General features: G+C 65.8%; 11 protein-coding genes and 2 tRNA genes. 8 read left to right on the plus strand and 5 right to left on the minus strand.

Going from position 1 to position 12,734, the window contains the following annotated elements; all coding sequences use genetic code 11:
• Positions 1-147: 147 nt before the first annotated feature.
• Positions 148-606 carry a hypothetical protein gene (locus tag NZU74_16520; GenBank protein MCS6882938.1) on the minus strand — a complete coding sequence of 153 codons (459 nt, stop codon included), beginning with the start codon at positions 604-606 and terminating at the stop codon, positions 148-150.
• Positions 607-661: 55 nt separating this feature from the next.
• On the opposite strand from NZU74_16520, the gene NZU74_16525 reads away from it, so the two are divergent.
• The 3 genes from NZU74_16525 (at position 662) to NZU74_16535 (ending at position 2,589) form a co-directional block, all read left to right on the plus strand.
• Positions 662-922, plus strand: coding sequence for a hypothetical protein (locus tag NZU74_16525; GenBank protein MCS6882939.1), 261 nt, complete (start codon positions 662-664; stop codon positions 920-922).
• Positions 923-925: 3 nt separating this feature from the next.
• Positions 926-1,480, plus strand: coding sequence for a hypothetical protein (locus NZU74_16530; GenBank protein ID MCS6882940.1), 555 nt, complete (start codon positions 926-928; stop codon positions 1,478-1,480).
• Positions 1,481-1,944: 464 nt separating this feature from the next.
• Positions 1,945-2,589 (plus strand): 50S ribosomal protein L25, encoded by a 645-nt coding sequence (locus NZU74_16535; protein ID MCS6882941.1) that lies wholly within the window; start codon positions 1,945-1,947, stop codon positions 2,587-2,589.
• 198 nt (positions 2,590-2,787) lie between these two features.
• On the opposite strand, the gene NZU74_16540 is transcribed toward NZU74_16535, so the two are convergent.
• Entirely contained in the window at positions 2,788-3,948 is a 1,161-nt protein-coding gene (locus NZU74_16540) for a glycosyltransferase (protein MCS6882942.1), read from the minus strand.
• Positions 3,949-4,402: 454 nt separating this feature from the next.
• Here NZU74_16540 and NZU74_16545 point away from each other — a divergent pair, with 454 nt between their 5' ends.
• Positions 4,403-6,748 carry an ATP-binding protein gene (locus NZU74_16545; protein MCS6882943.1) on the plus strand — a complete coding sequence of 782 codons (2,346 nt, stop codon included), beginning with the start codon at positions 4,403-4,405 and terminating at the stop codon, positions 6,746-6,748.
• 462 nt (positions 6,749-7,210) lie between these two features.
• Here NZU74_16545 and NZU74_16550 read toward each other — a convergent pair whose 3' ends face one another.
• A complete protein-coding gene (locus NZU74_16550) occupies positions 7,211-8,380 on the minus strand; it encodes a PLP-dependent aminotransferase family protein (protein ID MCS6882944.1) in 1,170 nt (389 codons plus the stop codon).
• Between the two features lie 22 nt (positions 8,381-8,402).
• Positions 8,403-8,885 (minus strand): MOSC domain-containing protein, encoded by a 483-nt coding sequence (locus NZU74_16555; GenBank protein MCS6882945.1) that lies wholly within the window; start codon positions 8,883-8,885, stop codon positions 8,403-8,405.
• A 316-nt stretch (positions 8,886-9,201) separates the two neighbouring features.
• Between NZU74_16555 and NZU74_16560 the strand changes: the two genes are divergently transcribed.
• Positions 9,202-10,263 carry a hypothetical protein gene (locus NZU74_16560; GenBank protein MCS6882946.1) on the plus strand — a complete coding sequence of 354 codons (1,062 nt, stop codon included), beginning with the start codon at positions 9,202-9,204 and terminating at the stop codon, positions 10,261-10,263.
• Here NZU74_16560 and NZU74_16565 read toward each other — a convergent pair.
• Positions 10,191-11,702 carry a S41 family peptidase gene (locus tag NZU74_16565; GenBank protein ID MCS6882947.1) on the minus strand — a complete coding sequence of 504 codons (1,512 nt, stop codon included), beginning with the start codon at positions 11,700-11,702 and terminating at the stop codon, positions 10,191-10,193. The two genes, NZU74_16560 and NZU74_16565, sit on opposite strands and share 73 nt — an antisense overlap.
• Before the next feature lie 234 nt (positions 11,703-11,936).
• Here NZU74_16565 and NZU74_16570 point away from each other — a divergent pair.
• The 3 genes from NZU74_16570 to NZU74_16580 all read left to right on the plus strand — a co-directional run bounded on the left by NZU74_16570 (position 11,937) and on the right by NZU74_16580 (position 12,655).
• Positions 11,937-12,022 (plus strand) — tRNA-Leu (locus NZU74_16570).
• Positions 12,023-12,048: 26 nt separating this feature from the next.
• Positions 12,049-12,125: transfer RNA gene (locus NZU74_16575), tRNA-Pro, on the plus strand.
• 107 nt (positions 12,126-12,232) lie between these two features.
• Positions 12,233-12,655, plus strand: a complete 423-nt coding sequence (locus NZU74_16580) for an SH3 domain-containing protein (GenBank protein MCS6882948.1) — start codon at positions 12,233-12,235, stop codon at positions 12,653-12,655.
• Positions 12,656-12,734: the final 79 nt, after the last annotated feature.

Raw genomic sequence — 12,734 nt, forward strand, 5'->3', positions numbered from 1 at the left:
GTAAACCAGATTGTCAGCACACGGGGCGCCGCGCGCCGGAGCCAGGAAGGCGGCGCGCAGCCGGCTTTTGCCGCGGCCTAGTTCTACTCCAGGCGCCTCTGGCGACACAAGGGTTTGAAGATTACAAGGAGATTACGATCATGTCAATCATGTCATGTCATTGAGGTGATCAGGGCTTGAGCAAAGCAGCGAGCGTAGGCACAAGCTAACACCCGGTCTGTAAGGATGGAGGCGCCACTCACCCATCTGACAAACAAGGTATTCACCGTGCATGATACCACCCTGCCCTTCGAGTTCGACGTGCCCAAAGAGCTTCGGTTCGCCTTTACCCTGACCGCACTCGCCAGGCATCTCGCTCCGCTCGTTGACCAACGCAAGCTCCGTGGTGTCCGCTACCCGCTCGTGCCGCTGCTGCTCATCGCGCTGCTCGCCAAACTCGCCGGCTCCTCGCGACTCGAAGAACTCAGCCATTGGGCTCAGGTGCGCGCCCCTGAGTTGACCGCGCTCTTTGGCCTGTCGCGCCCCACCATGCCCCACGAGTCCACCTGGAGCCGTATCTTCGCCCACGCCATTGACCTTGACGCCTTCGAGCACCGCCTGCCTCACCAGCTTCTTCCTCGCCCAGCAGCACGCTGCAGAGCTACCCGAGCGTGGCAGCATCGTGCTGGCACTCGACGGCAAGACCCTGCGCGGTACGATACTGGCAGGCCACACCCGCGACGTCCATCTGCTGGCAGCCTTTCTTCCCGAGCAGGGCATGGTGCTGGCCCAGGCCCCGGTTGAGCGCAAGGAGAACGAGATTGTGGTTGCGCCCACGCTGCTCGCCCGCCTGCCGCTCGCCGGGGTGGTGGTGGGCGACGCGCTGCACGCCCGGCGCGCGACCTGTCGCAGCATTGTGGAGGCCAACGGCAACTACGTGTAGTTTGTGGACAAGAACCAGCCCAGGCTGCTGTGGGACATCAGCCAGCTAGTTGAGGAACCCAAGGTCGAGCAGGGCTGGAGCTTGACGCCGACGGATCTCGAGACGGTGCGGCAGGTGGAGCGTGGTCACGTGCGGATCGAGGAGCGCATCATCACGGTGAGTTCGCTGCTCGCGGGCTACACACCGTGGTCGTATCTGGCGCAGGCGTTCAAGCTGGAGCGGCGCTGGTGGGACGCGAAGGGCGAGCACGGTGAGGTGCGCTACGGCGTCACAAGCCTGCCGCGACGGGTGGCGGGGCCAGACAGGCTGCTGCGGATTGCACGGGCGGAGTGGGGCATCGAGAACGGGCTGCATCATCGCTGCGACGTGACCTTACGCGAGGACGCCTTCCAGCTACAACGGGGGCGAGGACCACAGACTAACGCGGCGCTGAACAACGTCGTGGTCAGTCTCGTGGCAGGCAGTGGCGTGAAAAACCTGGCTGCCTTTCCGCGTGAGTTCGTCTTTCTGTTCGACCGCCATCTGGCTCGGGCGGCTAGCCCCGCTCCCTCCTGCTGACTTTGCTTAAGCCCTGTTTGCCTTGGGTGTGACGAAAAGTCTTGCATGCTCGCTCCCCTTCGCCCGGCGGCTGATGACGATTAAAAATTAAATCCGGTATAGCCCGCGCAGGCGGGCTTCGCATCGGTAGCCCGCGGCTTCCGCCAGGAGGAGGTTCGGAGGGGTTGCACCCCTCCGAACTTGCCCCTTCCTGGTGCGGCGCAGCGAAGCCGCGCCTCACCAGAAGGGAAGATCTTCGGGGACCTGCGGCCCCCGCAACTCCCGCCAGCGGCAACGCTATAGCCCGGCGGGCCGGTGGGCCGCGGCACATGCAGAACTCTTCGTCGCACCCGTGTTGTTTTCGTTCCTTGAAAAGAACGCCAGCCTGTGCTAAACTGCCGCTCTGGGCCGGCGCGCGCCGGCTTTCGTTCTACCGCTGTGGGAGTATTGTGCGGGCCAGCCGGCCCCACGAGATGAGGAACAGCATGGCTACCCAGTTCACCCTTGATGTCCAGCCCCGTGAGGTGCTGGGCAAAAAAGTCAAGCACCTGCGCACCCAGGGGCTGATCCCGGCGACGGTTTACGGTAAAGGTATCGAACCCGCTTCAGTGCAGGTCAACGGGCGCGCTTTCCAGACGGTCTACCGCAAGGCCGGCAAGACGGCTCTGATCGAATTGCACATGGGCGCCACCACGAAGGCCGCCTTCGTGCAGGCGGTGCAGCGGCACCCCGTAACGCGCGATATTATTCATATTGATTTTAAGGTCGTGGACCTGCATAAGGCCATCCACGTGGAAGTGCCGGTAGTGGCCATCGGCACGTCGCCGCTGGTGGCCCGCGGCGATGCGCTGATCAACCACGCGCTCCATACGGTGATGATTGAAGCTCTCCCCGCCAACGTGCCTCAGCACATTGACGTGGACGTCAGCGGCCTCGACGCGCTTGATAAGACCATCCATGTGCGTGACATCCCGCCCTCGCCGGCATACAAGATCCTGACCGATGGCGACGAGGTGCTGATTTCGCTCACGCCGGTGCGCGCCGCCGTGGCCGAGGGGCCGGTCGAAGAAGTGCCAGTCGAACCGGAGTTGATCCGCCGCGAGCGCGCGAAAGAAGAAGGAGAGGAGTGAGGGCCTGCTGGCCATTTCGCTTGCTCATACAGTTTGTATGTGTGTGCCTCAATGAGAAGAACGGGAGGGTGTCGGAGGGGCTGGTTCTCCTCCACCCTCCTCCTATTATTTTGGATTTTGGATTTTGGATGGCCGGATGCAGCGGCTCCATGGCGCCTGGCGACAAGGCGCACGTGTAGCGTGTAACAGGAACTGGCATTATCCGGCGTAGGTGCGGCCCTTCCAGCTAACGCCCCGCCCGCTGCGTACACGCCACATCCCGCGTATAGCCACCAGCAGGTAGGCCAGCAACCCTATCGGCCAGAGCAGGGCGTAGAGCGGGCTGAGGTGATAGCGCCGCCGGTACAGGGCGCCAAAGAACCACATCTCCACGACCCAGGCAGCTATGCCAGCAACCATCACGGACGCTGCGCCACCGCCCGCCCCGCTCGCCCACAGCGCCGCCCCGCCCCCCATCAGCGCCAGCGGCCCCCAGGCCAGCATGAGGTGCCACACGGCCGCCCGCCACGAACGCGCCCCGCTGTTGCGCGTTCCCGCGGCGGCGTGCTTGGCGAGACCCTCAGCGACTTCGCGCCCGTTGTGATACATCCGAGTATGGAGATACTCCGGACCCTCGGCGCCACCGATGCGGAAGCCCGCCGCGCGGATGGCCTGAGCCAGGTGCACATCTTCCAGCACCTGGTTGCGCACCGCCGCATGACCGCCGATGGCCGCATAGGCCGCGCAGCGCACGAAGATGCACTGCCCGTTCGCCAGCACCTCCTCGGGTCGCGTGCCGGGGCGCTCGAAGCGCTCAAGCGGGTAAATCGTGGTAATGAAGGCCAGGAAGGGCGGCAGCATCACCCGCTCCCAGAAGGTTCCCAGCTCCAGAAAGGGCCAGATCGTTACCAGGTCGAGGTCACGACGTCGGGCGTGCGTCAGCAGCGCGGCTGCCAGATCAGGCTGCGGCGCAGTGTCAGCGTCGAGAAACAACAGCCACTCGCCCCGCGCCTGTGCGCTCAACTGCTGGCAGGCGAAGCTCTTGCCCACCCAGCCCCGGGGCAGGGCCTGGCCATGGAGCACGCGCAGACGGGGGTCGTGGGCGAACCCCGCCAGCACCGCCGCCGTTCCATCGGTAGAGGCATCGTCCAGCACCAGCACCTCGAAGCGGGGATAGCGCTGGGCAAGAGCGCCGGCCACGCAGCGCCCGATGCTGCGTTCCTCGTTGCGGGCGGGGATGAGCAGCGAGACCAGCGGCGCATCGGCGGGCAGCGGGTCGGGCGGCGCGAGACGGGGACGGGCGCGCAGGCGCGCCCATTCGCGGGCGTAACCGGCTATCAGCAGTACGGCCACCGTCACGGCGGCCAGGATCATGCTCATCGCTGCGTTTCGTCGCGTGCGCCAGGCCATCCGGCCAGCGGAGGGGGCGCGCTGGTTCTCCAGATTCGGTCAATCCGGAGGGTTGCGCTACGGACCGTTCCTCAGCAGGCGGGGATGCATGAGAACCACGAACCCTCTCAACGAAAAACAGAAGATTCGATGCTACGATGAATAGATTATAAACCGAAAACCAGAGCGGACTGGCTACAATATCCTCGCAGAGACCGGGCTCAATGGGAGCAGGAGGGGCGGGCAAGGGCGTCGCCGCCAGGAAAGGCGGTTGCGTCGGGCGTTCGGCTGCCAGCGGATCGGGAACGATCCAGGTGGAGACGTCCGAGTCTATCAGGAAAAACCGGCTTTGCCCACGTTGGTATAGTCAGATCACCAGACTTTGCCCCCGCCGCTTCCCATCCACATCGCCGACCAGGAGTGGGCAACGCCAGAGGTATGACCCATGCCTGAAGCGCCGTTTGTCTTGCTGTACCTTGCCCTGGCGATCGCTGCAAGTCTCCTCGCGGCAATCGCCTGGCGCCGGCGATACTACCGGAGCAGCCGTCCCCTGACGCTGCTGATGGGCGCGCTGGCCTACTGGTGCAGTGCGCGTGCATTGGCGATTGCCGACCCTCGCTTCGAGGGGACGGTATTCTGGGCCCTGATGCAGGTCGGCGGGATCGCGCCGATCATGCCGGCGTGGCTGCTGCTGGCCCTGTCGTACACCGGGCAACGCTGGCGACGCCACTTGCCGGTGCTCACCGCGATCTTCGTGCCTGCCGCGGTCTTCTTCGTGCTGGCAATGAGCAACAGTCTGCACCGGCTCTGGTGGACGGAGGTGGCGCCGGACACGAGCCGCGGATTCATGTGGCTGCGACTAGCCTGGGGGCCGGCGTTCTGGGTGCATACGGGCTATGCGTACTGCTGTTTCATCGTGAGCACAGCGTTCCTGGCGCACGCGGCCGCGCGCAGGCCGGCGCCGGAGCGGCGCCTGGCCTGGCTTGTGCTGCTGGCCTCGCTCATCCCAACTGCGGGGAACATAGCCTATCTGGCTGGCGCGCGACCCATCGGCCCGGACGATCCCACGCCCATCCTGCTCTTGTTTAGCGGACTGATCGCTCTTTACGCCATCCTCCGCTCGCGGGTGGTGGATCTGGAGCCGCTGGTGGCGCGCGAGGCCCTGGCAGCGCTACCCGACGGGATCATCGTGCTTGACAATGATCAGCGCGTGGCGGAGATGAATGGCGCGGCGGCGCGCTTGCTCGATACGGACGAGCGGGTGGCGCTGGGACGACCGCTCGCGGACCTGCTGGCGGAGCGACCCCTGGGCATGGCCCTGCAGCCCATTCTGGGCAACCTGGGGCAACCGTCCACGCATCTGGCAAGTTACACCGACCAGGCCAGATACACGATCGAGGTGCGCGTCCGTCCGCTGAAGGCGGCCAACGGCGCCGTGGCCGGAGCGCTGCTGCTGTTGCGCGACGTGAGCGAACGGATGCAAGCCGAGCAGAGCCGGGCGCAGCATCTGGCCGAACTGAGCTTAATCAACCGGGTGGCGCGCGTCACCAATACTGCGCCCGATGCCGAAGGACTGGTGCGCGCCGCCGCGGCCACTATCGCCGCCGCCGGGGTCTGGGATCGCGTGACGGTTGGATTGCTCACCCCCGACGGCGCCCGGCTTGACGTTGTGGCCGATGTTGCCGCCGAGGGAACGGACCGTGGTTACGAGGGCCAGTCCGTCAGGGGCGCGGAGGCCGAGGCGTTAATTGCCCTGCTTCGCTCCGGCGAAAGCCACATCCTCGACCTGAGCGACCCGGCGACCTCGGCGACCACGCTGGGACGCGCCGTTGCCAACGAGGGGATCGGGCGGCTCTTGCTGGTGCCGCTCTTTCACCGGGGGGCGCCCCTGGGCATGCTGGCCCTCGGAACCGTCACGCCGCAGCCTGGCAGCACGGCCCTGCCTCGGGTGGCAGAGACGATCGGCGAGTTGATCACCGATGCCGTGGTGCGCGCGCGGCTGTACGACGAGGTGCGGCAGGCTGACCGCCTGAAGACCTCCTTTCTCGCCAGCGTCAGCCACGAACTGCGCAATCCTTTAACCTCGATCATCGGCTACATCGAGATGTTTCGGCGCGGGATCTACGGCCCGCTTGACGAGCGCTACATTGAGCCGCTCCAGTACATGCACCTGAGCAGCACCACGCTGCTGCGAATGATCAATGACATTCTAGACTTCACCCGCGCCGAGGCCGGTCATCTGCACGTTGAGCTGCAACCGGTGAACGTGCGGCATATCGTCGCTAATGTCATCGGGCAACTCCAACCGCAGATCCGCGAGCGCGGGCTGGCCTTTGACCTGGAGATCGCCCCGGATCTTCCTCTGGCGCAGGGGAACAAGATGCGTCTGGAGCAAATTGTGACCAATCTGCTCAGCAACGCGATCAAGTTTACCGAAGAGGGGCGGATCACTGTGCGCGCCTGCCAGGTGAACGACCGGGTGCGCCTGAGCGTTACTGATACAGGGATCGGCATCGCCCCCGAGCATCTTGAGGTCATTTTCCAGGAGTTCCGCCGGGTCGAAACGGCGGCCCGGCGGGTGAAGGGCGCCGGTCTGGGTCTGGCGATCAGCCGCCGGCTGGTTGAATTGATGGGCGGCACGATCAGCGTCGAGAGCGCCCCCGGAGAGGGTTCTACCTTTACGGTTGAACTGCCGATAGCGCCAGTGGCCTCCCATGGCGTGGAAGGGCCACACACGAAAATCGGCGACGCCGAGGCGTCGCCGAAGCGGGAACGAGCGGTTGCAGGATAGTCAAGCAGTGAGGCGCGTGACGGTACCCCCGATTCTGTCGTGTGCCGCCATCTCTCTCTCCGCCTTGCGGAGGCCGCTTGTAGCGCGCCGGGCGTTACCCGGGTTGCCCGCGCGGCTGCGATGCGAGCGAGCGCGGTGGTCCAGACGTCGCGCTGCGACTTCCACCAATAGGCCCGCCCCACGCACCTTGCTCCTCCTCAGCCGGCGCAGTCGCCTGGCCGCCGGCATTGCTGCCGACGCCGTTGGTCTCTTACACCAACCGTTTCAGCCCTTGCCTGAGCCCATAGGGGCCATCGGCGGGAATGCTTGCTGTTGCCGTCTTGCGTCGCGCGCAGGTCGCCCCGCGCGCGCCCCCGCTTGCTGTTTCGCGGGGCAGCCTTCCACGCAGTGGTGGACGAGGAGTCGGGAAGTTCCTCTGGGGGATCGCCCCAGCGGCGGCATGTCACGCGCCTTGCATAGAAATTATACCACGGCCTTCAAGGCGCGGCGCGCCACGGCGCCCAGACGCCGCGCGCCTTCCTGAAGGTCGGCGGTCGCGAGCAGGCTGAAGGACAGGCGCAAATAGTTGTGCCCGCCGCTGTCGGCAAAGAAGGGTCTGCCGGGCAGGTAGGCCACCCCTGCTGTTTCAGCGAAGGGGAGCATCGCCAGGGTATCGAGGGGTGGCGGCAGGCGCACCCAGACGAAGTAGCCGCCGAGTACGGGGAACCAGGTGCAGCCGGTTGGCAGATGCAGAGCCAGAGCCGCCAGCAGCGCATCGCGCCGGACGCGCAACACGTCGCGGAGACGGGCCACGTGGGGATCGAGCTGGCCCTGTTCCAGCAGCGTGGCGAGGATGGTGGCCGTGAAGTGGTTCAATCCGCCGCCGCTGTCGAGCATGCCCGAACGACAGCAGCGGCGCACCAGGTCGGGGGCGGCGAGCATCCAGCCGAGGCGCAGGCCGGGCGCCAGCAGCTTTGAAAACGTTCCCAGGCGGATGATCGGGCCACCGGGCGCCAGATGGTACAGCGGGGGCGGGGGCGGGGTCTCATACCAGAGTTCTCCGTAGGCATCGTCCTCAATCACTGTGAGACCCTCGCGCGCAGCCAGATCGGCCAGGGCCTGGCGGCGCTCGGGCGCGAGGATGGCGCCCGTGGGGTTGCTGAAGCTGGGCGTCAGGTAGAGGAAAGCTACCTGTTCGCCGTGGGCGCGCAGCATCTGCACCAGCGCCCCGGCAGTCTCCACGTGCATGCCCCGCGCGTCGCCCGGAACGGACACCAGGCGCAGCCCGTGGTCCTGGAAGATCCGCAGCGCCAGATGGTACGTCGGCGCTTCGACGAGTACGACGTCGCCCGGACGGCTCAGCAGGGTGCAGAGCATTGTCAGGGCCTGGGAAACGCCTCCCGTAATCATTACCTGTTCCGCAGGCGGGGCGACGCCTTCCAGACGCTCCAGTCGCGCCTGCACCTGGTTAATCAGGCGCCCTGGCCCCTGCTCTGCACCATAGGCCAGCGCCTCCGCGCCGTGGTCGCTCAGGGCGCGGCTGGCCGCCTCCGTGATGATGTCTACAGGCAACAGGTCGGGGTCGAGATGCCCCCACCCTAACTCGATGATCCCTGGACGCAGGCGTAGTTGAATCTCGGGGAGCGCGCCCATGGCTGTTCCTTCCCGGCTAGGTTCACCACACATGTTCCACGAAATCGCCAGTGGCAATGTCACCTTCGCTGATCACCCTGGCATAGAGACGACTCCAGCCGGGGTGCAGCCGCTGCGAAATGCGCGCCACGCGACCCCCAAGAAATGATTTTGCGATGGTGCTACATGGTACGACATAGTCCGTCAGTTCCAATTCGACCCACTCGCCGATCCGCAGCCGATGACCCGGGCGGAGGCGCTCCCAGTCGAGTCCGGCGATGGTCAGGTTCTCGCCGGTGCTGCCCGGCGTAATGGGGTGGCCTTCGGCGCGCAGGGCCTCGATGCGCTCCAGAGCGTAGAGCGATACGGCGCGACCAGGGCCGCCATGGTTCTCGCGATCGCGCTGCGCATCACCAACGATCCCCAGACGGCTGACCCTGGCTGACGGAACGGGCAACTTGGGCACCCCGCCGCACGGATTCACGTTGATCTGGATCAGGCGCCCGATCCCGGTGTAGATGTTCATCGCGTTTGCCTCTATTGTAAAGCGGGTTTCACCGCGCCCACGCCTCCTCCCAACCTGCCCCCGGTGACAGGAGGAGCCGGACGCCCTCCTCCGCTGGAGGAGGGCTGGGGAGGGGGCGGGTCTAGCAAAAAACTTAGTTTACACATCACTAAGAGGCACGGTTTTCGACTTCTCATCGCCCATGGAGAAAAGTATAATGAGTTGACCCAACCTGGCACAAGCCTGGAACGCGCTGACAAGGAAGTCACGAAAGGGTGCGACGATGCTGGAAGCCGAACCCTCTCCGGTCCATGAGCCGAGCGACGCGGAGTCTCCGATGGTTCAGCGGCGCCTGGCGACAATGCTGACGCGCGCTGCGCTGTTCGGCGCCGGGCTGTTTCTGTTTATTCTGGCGCTCGAGTCGTTGAAACGCGGCGCCGGGGCCTACGGTTCGCTGGCATCGGGCCTGTTTCGGGTCGAGTCGTCGGCCGGGGCGCTGGGAATGGGCTGGTTGCTGGCCTACCTCTTTCTGAGCGGCTCGCCGGTAGCGGCGCTGGCCGTCTCGCTCTTCGCCGCCGGGTCGCTGGACGCGCTGCAAACGCTGATGATGATCACCGGCTCGCGGCTGGGCGCGTCGCTGGTGGTGCTGGTGACCGGGTTAATCTACGCCGCGCGCGGACGGCACAGCACCGAGGGTGTGGCGGTGGGAGTGCTCTCCCTGCTCACCACGGCCGTGATCTATCTGCCAGCCATGGCGCTGGCCTACATGCTTGTGGCAGGCGAGTACATCACCGTGCCGGCGATCGGGGCCACGGCCCCGCTGATGTCAGTGCTCGACCCGATTATTGACCCTATCGCCGGGGTGATGCTCGACCACATTTCGCCCCTGGGACTGATCGGCACGGGCGTGTTTATGCTCATGGGGGCGTTTACCCTGCTTGATCGCGCCCTGCCGACGATCCATCACGAGAGTCGCGCCCTGGGGCGGGTCGAACGGCTCTCGAGCAGCCCTCTGGCCATGTTTCTTCTGGGGGCCGGCATTACCAGTGTGACGCTATCGGTCTCGGTCTCGGTGTCGGCGCTGGTGCCACTGGCCGCGCGCGGGGTTGTGCGGCGCGAGCGCACGGTGCCATACATCATGGGCGCCAACATTACCACCTTTGTGGATACGCTGGTAGCCGCGCTGATCGTGGCCGGACCTGCCGCGTTCGCCATCGTGCTGATCGAGATGGTGTGCGTTTCCTTCTTCTCCCTGCTGGCGCTAGCCTTTTTCTACCATCCGCTCGAACGTTCGTTGTTGCGCCTGCAACAGGTGATTATGCACAATCACCGGGCCACTGCCGCGTTCGCCGCCGTGCTGGTGCTGGTTCCCCTGGGGTTGCTGCTGCTGTGGCGCTGAGGGCCGCGAGAGACGCCATCTCTCGCGCGGCTCTCGGCGATGAGGTTAATAGCTGTATTGACCTGCGGGTCGCTCTCGATGGGAAAGCGCCACCACTCGACATCAACCAGCAGGTCGGGAAGAATGCCCCGACCTTCGATCAGAGCGCCATCGGGCAAGCGATAGGCGACCGTGGCAAGCATCAGGCGCGAGCCATCAGCGTAACTGTAGCTGTAGAGATTCTCCGTATTGCCAGCGCTGGGCATGCCAACCACCCTGGCGCGCCCCAGGGCCTGCAAGCCGCCAGCGAACATCTCGGCGGCGCTGGCGGTGTCGGGGCCGATGAGAACCACGATGGGCACGTTTTCGATCCCGGCAATGGTCCTCCCTTCAGGCACCTTCTGTTCCTCGTTGATGGTCCGGCCCTGGGTGCTGCCGATGCTGCCCCCGTTCTGAAACAGGGCCGCTGTCTGAAGCATCAGATGGACGTAGCCGCCCGAGTTGGCACGCACGTCGAGGATCAACCCATCGAGCGGACCGGTTGCCAGGAGCTGCTCGACCCCGGCGCGCACCTTCTCATCAACGGCTTCTACATAAAAACTGGGGATCTCTACATAGCCGACAGCCCGACCTGGAAGCATGGTCACGTGCGGCTGGTTGAAGGCATCGGCATTGATCACCTCGCGCTGCACCTCGACCTCGCGGGGCGCTTCCTGGCCAGTGCGCACCGTCAGGCGCACACGGGTGCCCGGCGCGCCGCGCACGGCGCCGATCGGCCCGTCGGGACCGAAGGCGGCAGTGTCGGTGAAGGGAATACCGTTGACGGCCAGGATAATGTCACGCGGGCGGAGGCCCGCTCGCGCCGCGGGACCGTCGGGCGCCAGCGCGGTGATCAATCCGCCCTCTTCGACCTGGCGGATCTGCGCGCCGATGCCACCGTAGCGGTACTCGCCCCGGTACTCGGCCTCCTGCGCGGCCACCTCCTGAGGCGACTCGAAGCGGGAGTGTTCATCATCGAGCAGGGCAATCAATTCTCGCATCACGGCGTAGAACGTCTCGGGATCATCAGCCGCGGCAACCCGGGGCGCAAACTCGACCCGGGCCTGCTCCCAGTCTACCCCACGGTAGTCTGCATACACATAGGTGTCGCGCACCGTGGTCCAGACCTGCTCGAAGATCTCGCGGCGCAACTCGGCCGGAACGGGCGCCAGGGTCGGCGTAGGGTCGAGAGGTGCGACCGTGGGCGTGGGCGGCACGGGGGTCGGGCTGGCGGTCAGAGTGGGGCGAACGGTTGCAGTCGGGGATGGGGCCAGGCTCGTCGCGCCCGCTGACGGCGAGGGGGCGCCAACGGACTCCGCAGCGGGCGAGGGGGCCGGCGCCGACGTTCCAGGCAGCCAGGCGCACCCGGCGAGCAGCACGGCGACGAGCAGGGCCATGATCTGAGAGGAGCGACAGTACATTCTGATGTTCTTGATGATACCATGGGGAAACCCGGGTCTCCCCACGCCCTCGCCCGTGGGAGGGTTTTGAAGCCCGGACCTTGCCAGGTTCGTCAAACCTGTAGATCGGGGCGCCGAACCTTGAATTCATCATATCACCACGCCGCTACAGGCGCAGGGCTGGCGCAACGTTCGCTGCCAGGCGACGCGCAATTTGACTCGCCCGTAGCGACCTGCTATAATCGAGATTGTCGCGCCGAAGTGGCGGAATGGCAGACGCGGCGGTCTCAAAAACCGCTGGGGGCAACCTCGTGTGGGTTCGAGTCCCACCTTCGGCACCATCCGCCAGAGCAGGCGCACCAGCAATCGGGGCGTGGCTCAGCCTGGTAGAGCGCCGCGTTCGGGTCGCGGAGGTCGGTGGTTCAAATCCACTCGCCCCGACCAGAATTCTGGGGTGTCTGTAGCAAGCAGGCACCCCGGTTTGTTTATCGAGAACAGGGTTGCAGGCACGACTGAAGGGGGCCCTACGCAGCATCGCAGGCAGAGTGCGCATGCGCGCCGTCAGCGTGGTCGTGACACTCTTGCCGCTTCTGGTGGGGGCTTGCGGCGAAGCCGCGGCGGTGCTGCCTCCACGTCCTACGCCAGCGCCAACCCTGGCGCGCCTGCCAAGTGTGACGCCGGTCACCCCTACCCTCCCGGCACGCACTCCGACGGCGTCACCGGCCCCGGCCACCCCCGAAGCGCCCGTGGGGCGCGTTGCGGTCATCGCCAATCTGCGCGCCGGCCCCGGTACGGAACACCCGGTGCTCGAGGTGTTGGAGGCCGGCGCGCCGGTGCGTTTGCTTGGTCGCTCAGGGGAATGGTATCACGTCGAGGGGCCGGCTGACCGACGCGGCTGGATGGCGGCGGAGGTGCTGGAGATTGATCCAGTGACCGCGGACACCATACCTGAGATTCGCCCGCCAGCCCCCTAGCCGGGAGGGTTGGGCAGCAACGTCTTTGCAGGAACGCGCTCCTTGTGGCCCGGCCCCCTCCCAGGCAGAACGCGATGTA

The organism is Chloroflexaceae bacterium (assembly GCA_025057155.1).
GTDB lineage: Bacteria > Chloroflexota > Chloroflexia > Chloroflexales > Chloroflexaceae > JACAEO01.